The following is a 16,266-nucleotide window of genomic DNA, read 5'->3' as shown; positions in this document are numbered from 1 at the left end:
TTTGCACAATAATCGCTTTTTGAGCAGAGTTGCGGACCTCAGTGCAGTTATTCTTTAGAAAGAGGTCTTATTTTGCTCTTTTTCATGCCAATAGCGCCTATGGGGTCCGATAATATGCTAAACCGGGGATAATACTGCTTTTAGTGTCAATTGGGTCCGTTAGCTGTGTGGTTTGCGACTAATATTGCTCTAATGAAGCTAAGTGGCATCTCAGCTTAACTAAGTAACATCTCAACTAAACTAAGTAGCATCCCAATTAAACCAGGCTGCGTCGGGGTTAACCAATGCGTTTAAATCCACTGAAGCCTTGTATTTCGAAGTAAGGATTTAGCTTATTAGCTGGCTTGATTTAGGTTCTTCGTTAGGTTTGGTTTTCTAAAGGACAACACTAGCCAGACACATTGCACAGCAAGCACTAGCAGGATAAATAGATCGATTCCCATGTATTCACTCGTATTATCGTTGCCCACAAACTGAATTAAATTATGTATAAAGTGAAAGGATATCAGCGGAAGAATATTATTATTTTTTAGCATCAACAAGGCTAGCGCAAAACCGATCAGAAGCGCATATACGAGTTGTAGAAGAATTTGTGTGATATCTGTGCTGGATAATGCATTAAGTAAGTGGGTAATAGAGAAAAGAATACTTGAAGTGATCACTGCTGTTTTAGCCCCTTTAGGAAGCAAGGTCTTAAAAATCAAACCGCGATAGATACTTTCCTCCACAAAAGCGACCAGCAGGGTGAAGAAGATAAAGAACAGTACCTCAGATGCACTGATCTCACGAAATCCCTTAAAGGATATGGTAATCAGGACCACTACTAGCGGGGCATAATAGATCCAGTTGCCCGAGGATATGGTGTTTAGAGGTCGGAAGCCAAGCGTGCTCCATTTGCGCTTAACTGTAAAGTAGATGATGAGTACAAGCGCGATTGGGATGAAGGAGATAAGTACAGGGGCGGTGTACGCAAGTTCCTTAATTGTTGCGTAAGCCCCGGCGGCAGTTACGGCTACAAGTAATAACACCTCGATAATAACTACGCTCCAAATAGGGTGTTTCTGTGAAAAAGAAGACGTTTTGGCTAGCTTTGACATGTTCTAAATTCATCCCTTCTGTGTAAATCATTTGCCCATCGAGCTTCATTGATAATGGGGTCATTCGTATGTAAGAAACTTACTTTGGGTCATACATGATTTTACATATTTTCACGTAAAGGTCAATTGATTTAATTTTTAAGATAATGTAGAAAAATGGTGTATATCGCGTATTGACCTTGAAATATAAAGGGAATATAATAGGGCTAAGATAACATATGAACAAGTGCTCATATATGGTTTTTATTTGAGGAGATGTGCCGTATGGATACAATGCAAGGAAAATTAAAACGTCAGTGGGAATTAGAAGGCTTGGATTGCGCCAATTGCGCGATGAAAATTGAAGATAAGGTGAAGAAGATTGAAGGTGTATCGTCTTGTTCCGTTAATTTTGTAACAAAAACAATGACGTTGGAAACTGCCGCAGGGTATGAGGAGTCAGCGATTGTAGAAGCGAAGAAGACGGTGAAGGCACTTGAGCCCCACGTAAATGTGAAAGAGAAGGTTGGGGGCAATCACAAGGCGCGCAATAGTGGCGCTCATGAACATACGCATGATCACGAGCATGGTCATGAGCACGGCCATCAAGCTGCTGGACATCATCATGTTCATGAGGATGCTGAAGGTCATGGTCATACTCACGAGCACGGGGAAGGTGATACACGCAAAATATTGCTGCGGTTAGGCGCTGGTGGAATTCTTGCTCTAGCTGGGATATTCCTGCCCGTGAATGGAGTAGTTGAATTGCTGATCTTTTTGGCAGCCTATCTTATCGTGGGTGGTGAAGTTGTCTGGCAGGCGGTTAAGAACATCATCCGTGGCCAGGTGTTTGATGAGAATTTCCTGATGGCTCTGGCAACTATCGGTGCATTTGCGATTGGTGAGTATCCAGAGGGCGTGGCAGTAATGCTGTTTTACCAGATTGGAGAACTGTTCCAAGGTCTGGCTGTGAATCGTTCACGCCGATCTATTACGGCACTTATGGATATTCGCCCCGAGTTTGCCTATCTCAAGCTTGGAAATGATCTGAAGAAGGTCTCACCTGAGGAAGTAGCCATCGGAGATTTGATTGTTGTTAAACCCGGTGAGAAGGTACCCCTTGACGGAACAATACTTGAAGGTAACGCCATGATGGACACATCTGCACTTACTGGAGAGTCGGTACCACGATCAGCTGGTCCAGGAAGTGCGGTGTTAAGTGGTTTTATTAACCGGAACGGCGTAATTACTGTGCAAGTTACTCAGACCTTTGGAGAATCGGCAATATCCAAAATACTGGAGCTAGTGCAGAATGCGTCAAGCAACAAAGCTAAAACGGAGAACTTTATTACTAAATTTGCACGTGCCTACACGCCTGTAGTAGTGATCACAGCAGTCCTGCTGGCCGTCGTTCCTCCACTGCTGATCAGTGGTGCAACTTTTTCGGATTGGATTTACCGTGCACTTGTATTCCTCGTAATCTCTTGTCCTTGTGCGCTTGTGGTCTCGATTCCACTGGGATTCTTCGGAGGGATTGGTGCAGCTTCACGCAGCGGTATTCTGATTAAGGGAAGTAACTACCTGGAAGCCCTAAATGATGTGAAGGTAGTTGTCTTTGATAAAACGGGAACGTTGACCAAGGGACAGTTTAAGGTGACAGGAATTTATCCGTCGGGTGGCAAATCTAAGGATGAATTACTGCGGACAGCCGCTTATGCGGAGAGCCATTCCAATCACCCGATCGCTGAGTCGATTCGGACGGCTTATGGTGAACAGATTTCTAAGGAAGCTATCTCGAATTACAATGAAATCTCTGGTCATGGTATCGAAGTAACTATCGAAGGCAAGACCGTATTTGCAGGTAACGCACGTCTGATGGAGCGTGAGGGAATTGCTTATGAGGTCCCAGAGCAGAGCGGTACAGTTGTTCACATAGCGGTAGATCATCAATATGAAGGTTATCTGGTGATCGCTGATGAAGTGAAGGAGGACTCACTGCAGGCCATTCAGCGCCTCAAAAAGCTGGGAATACGCAAGACGGTGATGCTGACAGGTGATGCTTCCGCCGTAGCTGAAGATGTAGGGAAGCAGTTAGGGGTAGATGAGGTACACGCAGAGCTTTTACCACAGCATAAGGTAGAGGCCATCGAGAAGCTGGATCGTGATAAGTCTCCACGCGAGAAGATTATTTTTGTCGGAGACGGAATTAATGATACTCCTGTACTGGCTAGAGCCGATGTCGGCATCGCTATGGGAGGACTTGGTTCCGACGCTGCCATTGAAGCAGCAGATATTGTAATTATGACCGATGAGCCTTCGAAGATTGCTGTAGCTATCGGAATTGCCAAGCGTACTCGAGCCATCGTATGGCAAAATATTATTTTTGCTTTAGGTGTAAAAGCTATATTCCTTCTGCTCGGTGCATTTGGGATTGCCACGATGTGGGAGGCTGTATTCTCAGATGTAGGGGTAACCGTACTTGCCGTACTGAACAGTATTCGAGCTTTAAAAGTGCAAGACGAGGGTTAAGAATCTTTGGTGTATTAAATAAATGATTTCAACAAAAGTAAGCTTTAGGATTCCGGTTTTAGGGGTCTTAGGGCTTATTTTTTTTATTCTCCAGCAAAGAATTTGTCTATTTTTGCCGATATAGAAGATATATCCACATCAGGAGATATTATAACAAATGGAGTGAGGAGGCTATTTCATCGTGAATGAAAATGAAATGAAAGGAAACAAGATGAAAAAAATGAGAAAAAATGTAACGAAGAGAAAAGCGACGTCAATTCAACTTAAGTGGTCATCTGTTATATTAGCTATTGCAATCGTGCCGCTCATGGTGGCGACCATATTTTTACTTGATTATTTCGGCAATGTCACACGCACAGACAGTGAGCAAATGGCGCAGGACACCATTAATACGAACACATTCCGGATGGATGAGTGGCTATCCAACAAAACCTCGTCCGTAAAGGATCTGGTGTCCCAGCATCCTGAGTTCGATTTTACAAATCCGGCAAGTATCTTCCCTGTGATAGAAGTGCTGGAGGAAAGTGACAGTGAGACAGAAGGTTACAGTGTCATTAGTAAAGACGGCCAGTTAACCAATATGATGAACATGACCGCAAATGTAGCAGATGCGAGCTATTTCTTGAAAGCGAAAGAAACACATGCGCCTGTGTTGGGGGAAATGTCCTATCTGGAGCAGCTTGATAAATATATCATTCCAATCGTAGTTCCTGTCATGGATAAGGATAAGCAATTTATGGGAGGTATTGTCTTCTCAATTACTCCTGAAGTTCTTGCCCAAATGAGTAATGAAATTACTATGGCGGATACCGGATTTGGATATGTAATCTCAAATGATGGCATGTATTATACTTATCCAGACGTCAGTCGTATGGGCAAAAAAATTACCGATTACGCTAAAGAGCCGGCTCTTCAGAAGGTCGTTGACAAGATTTTGAGCAACAAAGAGGGGTCCGAAACTTATAAGGGTGAAGATGGTAAGAAAGTCATTACATACTTTAAGACAATTCCAGATACTGATCTGAAGCTTCTTGTAACAGTGCCGGAGAAAGAGGTTTTTGCTAAAGTGACCTCTGCACAAAGAACAGCAATGTTCATCTTACTGGCAGTTATACTTGTCATAATTTTTGTTTCACTGTACCTTACTCGTCTTATCGTTAGACCCATTAAAGCAATTTCCTCGACTATGAAAAAGGTGGCAGAGGGTCATCTGAATGAGAGGGTTAAAGTGCAGTCCGGAGATGAGATCGGCGAGATGAGTCAAAATATCAATGATATGATTGAGACACTCTCCGGTATTGTCAACAAGATTGATACAACAGTAGTGGAGGTTACTTATTCCTCAGAAGGAATGCTGAAATCGGCTCAACGTTCGTCCTATACTTCAGCAGAGGTTGCCACAGTTATCCAAGAAGTAGCTCAAGGAATGGAAGAGCAATTTAGAGGGTCCGAGCAATCCGCAAGAGCAACGGAAGAGATGGCCGTAGGTTTGCAACGTATTGCTGAGTCCTCTGCAGCGGTATCAGATCAGGCTGAGACAGTCAACTCAGAAGTAGAGAGTGGTTATTTGGAAATTCAATCTACACTGCAACAGATGGCTGTTATCAGTTCCACAGCTAATCAGACTGCCGAGATGATTGGGAAATTAAGTGAGCAATCGGAACAAATCGGACAAATTGTGGATGTAATTTCTGAGATATCCAATCAGACAAGCTTATTATCTTTGAATGCTTCTATTGAGGCTGCCAGAGCTGGAGAACATGGTCGTGGCTTCGGTGTAGTTGCGAATGAGGTGAAAAAGTTAGCAGAGCGGACAAACAGCTCCATCATTAGTATAGTGGAGCTAATCGGCGGCATTCAGTCTTCAACAACAAGTGCAGCGGATTCCATGAAGAAGAGTATTGAGGAAATTGGCGATGGAATGGGGAAAATGCAAAACGTCGGTGTTTCCTTTGATCATATCCGTTCTTCGATCCGTGAAGTATCGTCGCAAATACAGGATGTGTCAGCAATTAATGAAGAGATGTCAGCCGGCACGGAAGAAATAACGGCTTCTATATCCGATATGCTCGGAATAGCTAAAGAATCTGCTGAGAATGCTCAGGCGGTGTCCTTAGCTTCAGCGGAGCAGACAGAGATTATGAAGGATGTCGTGTCCTCCGCGGAATCACTTAATGAAGTGATGTCTGTGCTGAAAGAAGAAATCGAAAAGTTTAAAAAGTAGGAGATAAACTGAGATTCATCTCCTAATAATACAAAAAATCGCTCTCTGGGAGCTGGCGGGTGATCTCACCAATTCCCAAAGTAGCGATTTTTTTACGAATTAAACGCTGTCTTCCAGCTGTAGGCTCTCGATGCCTGCACGTACAATGTTGCAGGAGTGGTTCAATTTCTGGGTTTCCTCTGTATTTAAATTAAGCTCCAGCAGCTCTTGAATCCCAGTGTTGCCTATGATGGCGGGCACGCCCGTGCATACACCGCTATGTCCGTACTCTCCATCCAGAATGGCCGATACGGCGATAATTTTGTGCTCATCATTCAGGATCGAACGGGTAATGTAGGCAAGTGCGCTGCCAATCCCGAAATGTGTGGAGCCTTTACGGGTGAAAATTTCCCAGCCGGCATCTTTTGTCTTGCGGGAGATATCCTCCAGATCCAAATGCGGGAACCGCTCGCGATGCTGATCTAAAATTTGCAGAATAGGCTTGCCGCCAATTGTTACATGGGACCAAGCTACAAATTGGGATTCGCCATGTTCACCTAAGGCGTAGCCATTAACACTACGCGGGTCAATGGAGAACACATCGGAGAGCAGGGTTTTTAGGCGCGACGAGTCAATGGAGGTCCCGGTACCAATAATTCTGTGGCGAGGCAGACCTGATATTTTCCAGACCATATAAGTGACAATATCGACCGGATTAGCGGCGACTACGAATATTCCATCAAATCCCCCAGCCATGATGTTGGTAATGATTTCTCGAGTAATAACCGCAGAGGCTTCCAATACGTCAAGTCGGGTCTGCCCGGCTGTTGGATTAGCGCCAGCGGTTAAGATAACTACATCCATTTTTGCACAATCGCTATAGGTTCCGGCATACACCTTTGTGCGTGTGCTTGTGAAATCCATACAGTGCGAGAGATCAAGTGCTTGTGCCATAGCCCGATCATAGGTGCGGTCGATCATCATAATTTCGTCGCAAATGGCCTGATTAACCATGGAGTAAGCACAGCTTGAACCCACCATTCCGGCCCCGACGATGGCTACTTTTCTCGATTTACTTTTCAATTGCCTTGTCCTCACTCTCTAAAAGTTATACGCAGTATAGGCTTCCAAATGATATTTATTTCAGCATTAAGGTCTTTTGGAAGCTTATCGTTAGGTATGCTTATAGTTTAACGTATCCCTTCGCAAGTTACCTGACATCGGACTTGCAAAGATTATATTTTTTCTGTTTAATGCTGAATAGGTGACATGATGAGTTAGTTATTTCAGGAGATCTATCCATATAGTGTATGTAAAGTGCTTAAAGAGGATGTAATAAGAGGATGGCTAATTGATGTCAGAAAAGGGTGGAAAGTAGAAAAAAGCAGAGGAGAACATAAGCTTGAGTTACAAGAGGTAAGAAGTCATCTCAAGGATATCGGGTAAGAACCCTGAGATGGCTTCTTAGGATTATTATTGATAATCATGGCTGCGGCAGCAGACTCCCCGAGGAGGTCATAGCCTTATAACGCTTGAACATAAAAAATCTCCAATGAACAATCATGCCGAAGGCTAAAATAAAGAACAAACCACCGGACTGTGGAATAGACACATAACGGTTAATAAATTCATGGAGTAAAGTGCGGACTAGAAGAAGTCCGAGCAGGATAAACGCAAAGCTCTTGGAGCGTTGAGCGTAAATTTGTCCATCACGTTGTTCAAAGTGGGTGCTGCGTATAAGAGGATACGCGAAGATGAACCAGCCAATCAAAAAGGCGACTGCCGCCCACCATAATGGGAATCTGACCGCAGGTGCCACAAACATGGCAAAACCCGTCGACATACCGAGAGGTGGAATCCATATTTTTCGAATAGTAACCGGACGTGCGCTTGCTTTTAGACGAATGAAAATAACCATCAGCGCCATGAACAAAGCCCCTAATGTGGAGCCAATATGTAGAAGCGAGGGGTTTATGTTACCCATGATACACGACCTCTCTATGATTTCAGTCACTTGTATCTTCATTATAACAGAAAAACGATGGCAAAACATTGAAGTGTATTGGCTCCATCCCCGCAACAATTCCAGCAGAGGAATTTTTTCTTAAAGGAACGATACATACAAAAATCCCCGCCAGAGCATACTCTGACGAGGATTTATTGATGTGAATATTATTATCTCAGCCCAGACTTACGAACGGCTGCGTCCACTTGTCGAGCGAAGAATAAGGCTCACGATAAAGATCAGCACAACGGCACCGATCAAAGAAGGGAAGAAGTAGAAATCACTTACTTTAGGTCCCCAGCTTCCCAGAAGCACGCCACCCAGCCATGAACCGATAATACCAGCGATGATATTACCGATAACACCACCAGGAATATCTCTGCCCATAATCAGACCAGCCAACCAACCAATAACCCCACCAACGATTAACATCCATAGAAAACTCATGTTACTTCAACTCCTTCGTTTTGTTGTTTGCGATGTCTACTATTAACCTTTGTGACCATCTTTAAACCACATGGAAAAACTTACTTCTTCCGGAATGGTTAGGAAGTAGGCTCTAAATGCAGTTTCGATAATGTATTACAACTATAAACATGCTATAGTGAAAAAATATTATAAAATTATGAGTAAACCCCTATTAGTAAAGGGTAAGTAAGAAGTAATACAATACATAAAAGATAAAGGAGCCACTATTATGGAACGGGCTAATGAGGCATTGTTTTATGTAGGAACGTATAACTCTGAGAACGAGAAGGCGATTCAGTTATGTGCGCTTAGTCTTTTGTCGGGGGAAATGAGAATTCTTGAGGGTACCGAGGGAATTGAGAATCCATCGTTTTTAGCTGTGAATAAAGCAGGCAGCGTGTTGTATGCAGTTAGTGAGAAGGATCAAGGTGAGGTTTACGCATATGCAATTGATCCTGCAACTAAAGCGTTGAAATCACTTGGAAGTCGTCCTACGGAAGGTGGCGCTCCTTGTTATGTCTCCATTAGTCCTAAGGAAGATTACATATTCGTCTCCAATTACTCGGGAGGCAATGTTAATGCTTTTCCTGTAAATGAAGATGGTTCGCTTCAAGAGATGTCCGACCAAGTAAAACATGTGGGTTCAGGCATTCGTGAAGACCGTCAGGAGGCTCCGCATCCGCACTCTGTCATTCCGGACGCAAGTGGTAGACATGTGCTGGTGTGCGATTTGGGACTGGATCAAATTGTGATCTATCGCCCTGAAGAGGGCAAACTGGTAAAACATCGTGAGCTTAATCTGCCACCTGGTTCAGGTCCACGTCATCTGGCGGTGCATCCCTCTGGACAATGGATCTACCTGGCGAATGAACTGAATTGTACAGTAACGGCATTTGCTAATGATGAACAGGATGCAAATCTAAATGTTTTACAGCATCTTAGCACGCTTCCTGATAATTATACTGCCGGTAGTGACGATACAGCTTCCGATATTCATATCTCCCCTTGTGGCAGATTCCTGTATGTCTCCAATCGGGGACAAGACAGTATCGCCCTGTTCCATATCGATGAATTAACGGGTCTGCTTGAAGCAGTGGATTGGCAGGGTACCGGCGGGCGTACTCCGCGTAACTTTGCAATTATTGGGGATAAGCTGCTTGCTGCTAATCAGAATAGTGATAATATTACCTCGTTCTCTATCGATAGTGAGAGTGGCAGATTAATCCCTACAGGAAATGAATTGGAAATGAAGTCACCTGTTTGTGTGCAAGCGTTGTAGGCTGAGACTAGGTTATTGTATGTCGTAAAAATAAGGGCTATTCCCGTAAACCATTCATTTTTTCGTGAGTGGAGGTTGGGAATAGCCCTATTTTGCAAATGAAGACCTAAGGATAATAGCAAGTGATTTTTAAAATGTATTTCGAATACCTAAATCGTAAAAACCGATGTCATCCAGCATGATCCGGTCGCCTTCTTCATCAAGATAGAAGGTGATTTCCGTCAGATTGTCAGGATCCAGCTCTGGTTCTTCCTCTTGAAATTGTTCGAACGGCATCTCGTAGGTTTGAAATACAGCTTCGGAAAGGTCACCGTATTTGCCATCGTTTATCCGCTCTTCAAGCCATGGGAATAACGTGAACTGAGTTTGTGGAAGCGGCAGTATGTCCATTACTTCATCCAGCGTCAAGCGGGCTGAGGTATCATTATGGTCAGTTAACTCCACCTCAACCTTTGGAGGTAGTGGAACATCCATTTCTTCACTAATGTCACCATTCAGATTTGCCATAGAGAACGTAAGGCCATCTGCCCCTAAAAGAGCAGTTTCAGTACGGACACTGTCGTTAAGCTTAATGTTGTAATAAGCTTCTTCGTTTTTGCTGGCTGTGCGTTCAAGGACAACACCATAGGTGGCTTTGCTTTTTGACTCCCGGTCTTTAGCCAGCTCTTCTGACCAAGAAACACCCGATGCTTCTGCTGTTCCTAGTTCTACTGTGTTTTTGTTACGGTCATCGTCGAATGTGGCTACAGGACGATATCCCCCGCTTTGGAATCGATTGTAGTAGGCGGTATCTGGTAACCACTTCAGCCCGCTGCGATAATCCCGGAACAAGCTTTGGTATTCCTCTTTTTCATGCAAGGTGGTCTCCAAGAAAGCTGATACATAGACCTTAGCGATTTGCTGTTGTTTGTCTGCATCCATGATTTGTGCCCGATTTAAAAAGAGTCCAGCTGGCAAGGTCTGATCATACCCGCCCCAATCGCTGTTGAATTGACTGTGATTGGCGTCCGCAATATACAGCGAGCTTTTGAAAGCAGACGATCCTTGGGAATAGGAGGTACGTATATACTGCCGATCACCATAGAAATCATGTACATCTCCATCGCGGGCTCCCTGCAGGGTCAAATAATTGATGTCTTTGAGACGGGCTTGCTGGTCATCTATCGTTTTGTCCGTTGGTGCAAGCGCGATTACAGAGGTTATATTAAAGCGATTAACTGCCGCCATCACCGGATCATCCTTGAACCAACGAGTGGCATCCGCGGCCATAGCTACGGCTTGTCCTCCGCGGCTATGGCCGAGCAGGGCGGTTTTTGTGAAATCTATTTTCTGATAAAAAGGACTGCCCGGATCATCTGAAAAATCTGCTAGCTGCTCTAAATGTTTCAGTAGGATCCAAGTCCGTACTTTAAAATCATTGTCCGGAATACCGGACCAAGCAGAATAATTCAGAAAATTCTCATCGAGCGAGATCGCGATAAATCCCCGGCTTGCCAATAGTTCGCCAAGATAAGCGTACCCGCCATCAGAGTAATCTTCCATCATATGATTGCCGTGCACCATCAGTACTACTGGATATGGGCCTTCGCCTTCTGGCATCCATACGCGACCATTCAAGGGAAGTGCCTTATAATCGAAACCCCAGAATAAAGTGCGCAGCTTTGACCAATCCTTAATATAAGCAGAAGCATCGGCCGTAGAGGATATCAAGCTTGTATCCTTACCGTATTCGGCACGATGTAGATCGGTACCACTGGCATAGGTGAAGGTCTGATAAGCTAGATTACCTGGTTTTCCCGGATCGGAGGCTGTAAGTGGAACAACTTCCGTATCGTTGATGTCGACCGACTCTGAAATAGGCAGTTCTTGCACTCCGCTTGCCAGCGCAAGTGGGGAAAAAGTCACTGCCACTGTTAGCAGAAGTCCTAATGTTATTCTTTTGCTGCGGAGCAGGCCAATGGCTAATCCGCCTAGTGCTCCTAGCAGTGCAAGCACGACCGCAATGACAACCGCAGCCTCAATTTCAAAATCTGCATAATATAAGATTAGTAGAATAGCTCCAAAATCACTCAATACACAGCCTGCGAATAATCTTGGGATACGCAGTCCGGTCAACGCTAGCAGAACAGCCAAGATATTGCCGGAAATCGCCAGCAGGACAGTGCCTGCACCTGCAGCAAGAGCGATATCGGTAGGTTTACCTAATCCAGTAGGAATGCCTAACACGGCAGTACTAAAGGCTAAAAAGCATACTATCCACAGACCGGCTATAGCTGTTCTCCAAACTGCTGTATCGTAACGGTAGGTTCCCCTAATTCTTCGTCCAATTTCTTGAGCCATACGTCTGTGGAGCCGCGGTTTCAACGGCGCAGGGACGTACTCTAAATCCATACCCATGACTCTCTCCCCTGACATAAAGCGGTAATTTCTCTTAACCCATAAGCTGTAGCAATAATATTACTTTATAGCATCAATAACAAGTGGATCTTACAGGAACCGACCCCATAGCTTGTATGGTGTGGTGTGTGTGAGTTTTCTTTGACATAGGCTGGAAAAAAAGGTTTGACACAGTTAAAGGGTTTCAGTATTATATCCATATAAACCAACTAAGTAGATAGGAATAATTGAAGAAAGTTCTTACCGTACGAACGGAGGAACGCCTGCATTAGGCTCGCAGACACGGTCTTAGGACCGGTTTGACCTGCCATACGTAGGCTTTCCTCCGTTCTTTTTGTGTTACCCAAGGGTTTGTCTGGTACGAAAAAACATGGGGGAGTGGAAAAGATGAAGAAAAAGATGAATAAAGGGCTTCTTGTAGGGTTTAGCTTGTTGCTGACGGCAGGGCTTACTGCTGCTTGCGGCAGCAATAACAATAACGGCAATAGTGCTAGTCCGGCAACAGACGCACCAGCAACAACCAATTCAGCGGAGGCCACAAATGCGGCTGAAGCCACCAAAACTCCATCTAAAGATCCAGTAGAACTACTGAACGTATCTTATGACCCTACTCGCGAATTGTACGAGAATTATAATAAAGCTTTTGCTGCCTATTGGGAGAAAGAAACAGGACAGAAGGTCACCATTAAACAATCCCACGGTGGATCGGGGAAACAAAGCCGTGCTGTGCTTGATGGCCTGGAAGCGGATGTTGTGACATTAGCACTTGGTTATGATATTGATGCCTTGCAGGAAAAGGGACTGATCAACGAGGGCTGGCAAAGTAAATTCGATCATAACAGCTCGCCTTACACCTCGACTATCGTGTTCCTTGTACGCAAAGGGAATCCGAAAGGAATCAAGGATTGGCCAGATCTGCTCAAAGAGGGCGTAGAGGTTATTACACCAAACCCGAAAACATCAGGTGGAGCACGCTGGAACTACTTGGCGGCTTGGGGTTATGCACTAGACCAGAACAATAACGATGAGGCTAAGGCTGAGGAATTTGTAAAAGAACTGTTCAAGCATGTGCCAGTGCTGGATACCGGCGCGCGTGGATCTACGACAACGTTTGTGGAACGTGGAATTGGTGATGTGCTGATCGCATGGGAGAATGAAGCCTATTTATCCGTGGAAGAGCTGGGACCAGACAAATTTGATATCGTGAATCCTTCGGAGAGCATTCTGGCTGAACCGCCAGTAGCTATAGTAGATAAGGTTGTGGACAAAAGAGACACGCGTGAGGTATCCGAGGCGTACCTGAAGTATCTCTATAGTGAAGAGGGACAAAAAATCGCGGCTGAGAACTATTACCGTCCTACATTAGATAGTGTGAAAGAAGAATACAAAGATAAGTTCCCGGAAATCAAGCTGTTTACATTGGCTGACAAATTCGGAACCTGGAAAGAAACGCAAGAGAAGCATTTTAATGATGGCGGGATCTTTGACAAGATTTATGTGCCGGGTGCCAAATAACAGATGAATGAAATGCAGGATATGATCATTGAGATTTGTCCCGGTAGGGGCTGATCGGCTAAAAGGCCGAAGGCGAGAAAGGATGAATAGGGGATGAATGTCACCACTACGGCTGCACCAGCAGCAACGCGGCGCAAAATACTGCCCGGCTTCGGGCTGACGATGGGCTACAGTGTTTTATACCTGAGTCTAGTGGTTCTACTGCCACTTTCGGCGCTACTGTTCAATTCTACAGGTCTGAGCTGGGCGAAATTCTGGGATGTAGCTACGGACCCGCGGGTATTAGCTTCGTATCGTGTGAGCCTGTCGACAGCTGCTGCGGCTGCTTTTGTAGATGCAATTCTAGGTCTTTTGCTGGCGTGGGTACTGGTACGTTATGAATTTCCGGGCAAAAGAATATTTGATGCGCTGATCGATCTCCCGTTTGCCTTGCCGACAGCTGTAGCTGGTGTCTCCTTGACGGCGCTCTATGCAGGCAATGGCTGGATTGGGTCTTGGCTTGAGCCGCTGGGATTAAAGGTGGCATTCACTCCGCTCGGGATTACCTTGGCTTTGATGTTCATCGGCATACCGTTCGTTGTCCGGACGGTGCAGCCGGTGCTGGAGGATTTGGACAGAGATATGGAGGAGGCTTCGGCAACCCTTGGCGCAGGCCGCTGGAGAACCTTTCGTTCAGTAGTTCTGCCTGAGCTGTTTCCGCCACTGCTAACAGGTTTTGCTCTAGCTTTTGCTCGGGGCATCGGTGAATTCGGCTCCGTCGTGTTCATCTCCGGTAACATGCCGATGAGGACGGAGATTGCTCCGCTGCTTATTATGTCTAAACTGGAGCAATATGATTATGCCGGAGCTACCGCCGTAGCCCTGCTATTGCTCCTCATCTCTTTCTTAATGTTACTTGTTATTAACACACTTCAGCGCTGGGTTCGTAAGACTTCTCGTTGAGGTAATTGCCATGACAGCAGACGTCCGAACATGTTCAAACTTACTCGGAGACACTCGATATCTGCCGTTGATATTGAATATTTCAAGCTATCTTGTCTTCGTAAAACCCTTTAAAGGAGGAATAATTTTGGCCGGTACCGTCCCTCTCCATACCCCCCGGCTACAAAAGAATGCGTCCTCGTCCGCGACAACGGAAACCCCAATTGTAAAATGGGTGTTGATCGGAGCGGCTGGGCTAGTCCTTTTTTGGCTGATTGCTCTGCCATTAGTTGTTGTGTTAACCGAGGCACTTAAGAAGGGCTGGGACGTATATATTGCTGCCCTGACTGATCCGGATGCCCGCTCAGCGCTGCGATTGACGCTGCTTGTTGCGGCGATAACTGTGCCTCTGAATACCTTTTTTGGTGTAACAGCGGCGTGGGCTGTAACCAAGTTCCGTTTCCGCGGCAAAGGGTTTCTGATCACCTTGATTGATCTCCCTTTTGCAGTCTCGCCAGTCATCGGCGGCCTAATCTTTGTACTCGTCTTCGGAGCAAACGGATGGTTTGGCCCTTGGCTGAGCGCCCATGATATTAAGATCGTATTTGCGCTTCCGGGTATCGTGCTAGCCACGTTGTTTGTGACGTTTCCTTTTGTAGCGCGTGAGTTAATCCCGCTGATGGAGGATCAGGGTACACAGGAGGAAGAAGCGGCAATTACACTCGGCGCACATGGGTGGCAAATCTTTTTCAGAGTCACGCTGCCTAATATTAAATGGGGGTTACTATACGGCATTATTTTGTGTAATGCGCGGGCCATGGGTGAGTTTGGTGCGGTTTCTGTGGTGTCCGGGCATATCCGTGGGGAGACGAATACGCTGCCGCTGCATGTTGAGATTTTGTACAACGAATATCAATTTTCAGCATCTTTTGCAGTAGCTTCTTTGCTCCTGTTATTGGCTTTGGTAACGATGATTATTAAAAGCTGGTTGTCGCGAAAAAATGCCCATTGACATGACTTTTAGTTCCATGCTAAGTTAATTCATAGTATACTGGTTGGTAATAACGGAATTGAGGAAAAAAGGAATTTAGGCGGATATAATCCTTTGGTGAGAAAGGGAGGCTAGAGAATGGCTAAACCGCTGAAAGTGGACGATTTATGGCTTACGCGGATTGCAGGACTTCTGGATGATATGGAATTTGGCTCATTGCATATTGTGGTTCATGAAGGTCAGATTGTTCAGATGGAGCGTACGGAACGCAAACGGTTTGAGAATAGCAGTGGCAACGCAAATGGACGTTATATTGGTGAAAGCGGCAGCCGGCGGGCCGATTCTCAATCGGCGGGACGTTGATTCAATCTCTGGGCAATCATAAAGGTATATATCATCTTTTTGGATAAAAGATTATGGAGTTGTCACATAAGCCACGAAATGGCTGCTGGGGCAACTCCTTTTTCTTCGTATGCTTGATATTTGGCACGTATGACGCACCATATGTCGCACCCCATCGGACTCAGTTGACGCTAAACGCAGTATTATGCCACATTTGCCCCGATAACGGACCGCATAGCCGCTATTGGCATAAAAAACGCCACATATGGACCTGATTCTAAGCAATAATGTCCCTGGAGTCCGAAACCACGCTCCAAAAGCTGAAAAGGTGCAAATAACGTCATCTGGGTCCCTAGGTCGCAGGAATGATGATTGTTGAAGCAGACCGCTCATGAGTAAAAACACAGCAATATGTCATCTGGGTCCGCAGGTCGCCGGGAATGATGATTGTTGAAGCAGACCGCTCATGAGTAAAAACACAGCAATATGTCATCTGGGTCCGTAAGCGCAGGGAATGATGATGATTGTTGAAGCAGACCG

Annotated in this window: 12 protein-coding genes; 7 read left to right on the top strand and 5 right to left on the bottom strand. The window is 45.2% G+C overall.

From position 1 onward, the window contains the following. Nucleotides 1-335 precede the first annotated feature (335 nt). Nucleotides 336-1,097 (bottom strand): CPBP family intramembrane glutamic endopeptidase, encoded by a 762-nt coding sequence (locus MKY14_RS25245; protein WP_076124584.1) that lies wholly within the window; start codon nt 1,095-1,097, stop codon nt 336-338. Nucleotides 1,098-1,361: 264 nt separating this feature from the next. Here MKY14_RS25245 and MKY14_RS25240 point away from each other — a divergent pair, with 264 nt between their 5' ends. Together MKY14_RS25240 and MKY14_RS25235 are read left to right on the top strand one after the other, a co-directional pair. Further along, nucleotides 1,362-3,605, top strand: a complete 2,244-nt coding sequence (locus MKY14_RS25240) for a heavy metal translocating P-type ATPase (RefSeq protein WP_076124582.1) — start codon at nt 1,362-1,364, stop codon at nt 3,603-3,605. A gap of 181 nt (nt 3,606-3,786) precedes the next feature. Beyond that, nucleotides 3,787-5,829, top strand: a complete 2,043-nt coding sequence (locus tag MKY14_RS25235) for a methyl-accepting chemotaxis protein (RefSeq protein ID WP_254848740.1) — start codon at nt 3,787-3,789, stop codon at nt 5,827-5,829. A gap of 99 nt (nt 5,830-5,928) precedes the next feature. On the opposite strand, the gene MKY14_RS25230 is transcribed toward MKY14_RS25235, so the two are convergent. The 3 genes from MKY14_RS25230 to MKY14_RS25220 all read right to left on the bottom strand — a co-directional run bounded on the left by MKY14_RS25230 (nt 5,929) and on the right by MKY14_RS25220 (nt 8,260). After that, on the bottom strand, nt 5,929-6,891 hold the full coding sequence (locus MKY14_RS25230) for an L-lactate dehydrogenase (protein ID WP_076124580.1): 963 nt from the start codon (nt 6,889-6,891) through the stop codon (nt 5,929-5,931). Between the two features lie 400 nt (nt 6,892-7,291). After that, on the bottom strand, nt 7,292-7,792 hold the full coding sequence (locus tag MKY14_RS25225) for a CcdC family protein (protein WP_036682651.1): 501 nt from the start codon (nt 7,790-7,792) through the stop codon (nt 7,292-7,294). Nucleotides 7,793-7,999: 207 nt separating this feature from the next. Then, nucleotides 8,000-8,260 (bottom strand): GlsB/YeaQ/YmgE family stress response membrane protein, encoded by a 261-nt coding sequence (locus MKY14_RS25220; RefSeq protein ID WP_036682650.1) that lies wholly within the window; start codon nt 8,258-8,260, stop codon nt 8,000-8,002. A 250-nt stretch (nt 8,261-8,510) separates the two neighbouring features. On the opposite strand from MKY14_RS25220, the gene MKY14_RS25215 reads away from it, so the two are divergent. After that, nucleotides 8,511-9,560 carry a lactonase family protein gene (locus MKY14_RS25215; protein WP_076278903.1) on the top strand — a complete coding sequence of 350 codons (1,050 nt, stop codon included), beginning with the start codon at nt 8,511-8,513 and terminating at the stop codon, nt 9,558-9,560. A gap of 129 nt (nt 9,561-9,689) precedes the next feature. Here the strand turns inward: MKY14_RS25215 and MKY14_RS25210 are convergent, their stop codons facing one another. Beyond that, on the bottom strand, nt 9,690-11,957 hold the full coding sequence (locus tag MKY14_RS25210; protein WP_076310033.1) for an alpha/beta hydrolase family protein: 2,268 nt from the start codon (nt 11,955-11,957) through the stop codon (nt 9,690-9,692). Between the two features lie 387 nt (nt 11,958-12,344). On the opposite strand from MKY14_RS25210, the gene MKY14_RS25205 reads away from it, so the two are divergent. The 4 genes from MKY14_RS25205 (at nt 12,345) to MKY14_RS25190 (ending at nt 15,747) form a co-directional block, all read left to right on the top strand. After that, nucleotides 12,345-13,472 carry a sulfate ABC transporter substrate-binding protein gene (locus MKY14_RS25205; protein WP_036682645.1) on the top strand — a complete coding sequence of 376 codons (1,128 nt, stop codon included), beginning with the start codon at nt 12,345-12,347 and terminating at the stop codon, nt 13,470-13,472. Nucleotides 13,473-13,565: 93 nt separating this feature from the next. Further along, complete coding sequence (gene cysT / locus MKY14_RS25200) at nt 13,566-14,414, top strand: sulfate ABC transporter permease subunit CysT (RefSeq protein WP_076124574.1); 849 nt, start codon at nt 13,566-13,568, stop codon at nt 14,412-14,414. Between the two features lie 127 nt (nt 14,415-14,541). Continuing rightward, entirely contained in the window at nt 14,542-15,405 is an 864-nt protein-coding gene (cysW, locus tag MKY14_RS25195; protein ID WP_076101318.1) for a sulfate ABC transporter permease subunit CysW, read from the top strand. A gap of 117 nt (nt 15,406-15,522) precedes the next feature. Further along, on the top strand, nt 15,523-15,747 hold the full coding sequence (locus tag MKY14_RS25190; protein WP_076101319.1) for a YezD family protein: 225 nt from the start codon (nt 15,523-15,525) through the stop codon (nt 15,745-15,747). Nucleotides 15,748-16,266 lie beyond the last annotated feature (519 nt).

The sequence above is a fragment of the Paenibacillus sp. FSL R5-0887 genome, from assembly GCF_038002305.1.
Taxonomy (GTDB): Bacteria; Bacillota; Bacilli; order Paenibacillales; family Paenibacillaceae; genus Paenibacillus_AQ; species Paenibacillus_AQ odorifer.
The sequence above is the reverse complement of the archived record's forward strand: the minus strand, read 5'-3'. Positions and strand labels throughout refer to the sequence as shown.

Bases quoted from the DNA above. Each gene is read 5' to 3' on its own strand.
- cysT (WP_076124574.1), top strand. From the start codon at position 13,566: ATGAATGTCACCACTACGGCTGCACCAGCAGCAACGCGGCGCAAAATA.
- MKY14_RS25220 (WP_036682650.1), bottom strand. From the start codon at position 8,260: ATGAGTTTTCTATGGATGTTAATCGTTGGTGGGGTTATTGGTTGGTTG.
- MKY14_RS25205 (WP_036682645.1), top strand. From the start codon at position 12,345: ATGAAGAAAAAGATGAATAAAGGGCTTCTTGTAGGGTTTAGCTTGTTG.
- MKY14_RS25225 (WP_036682651.1), bottom strand. From the start codon at position 7,792: ATGGGTAACATAAACCCCTCGCTTCTACATATTGGCTCCACATTAGGG.
- MKY14_RS25240 (WP_076124582.1), top strand. From the start codon at position 1,362: ATGGATACAATGCAAGGAAAATTAAAACGTCAGTGGGAATTAGAAGGC.
- MKY14_RS25245 (WP_076124584.1), bottom strand. From the start codon at position 1,097: ATGTCAAAGCTAGCCAAAACGTCTTCTTTTTCACAGAAACACCCTATT.
- MKY14_RS25215 (WP_076278903.1), top strand. From the start codon at position 8,511: ATGGAACGGGCTAATGAGGCATTGTTTTATGTAGGAACGTATAACTCT.
- MKY14_RS25210 (WP_076310033.1), bottom strand. From the start codon at position 11,957: ATGGGTATGGATTTAGAGTACGTCCCTGCGCCGTTGAAACCGCGGCTC.
- MKY14_RS25190 (WP_076101319.1), top strand. From the start codon at position 15,523: ATGGCTAAACCGCTGAAAGTGGACGATTTATGGCTTACGCGGATTGCA.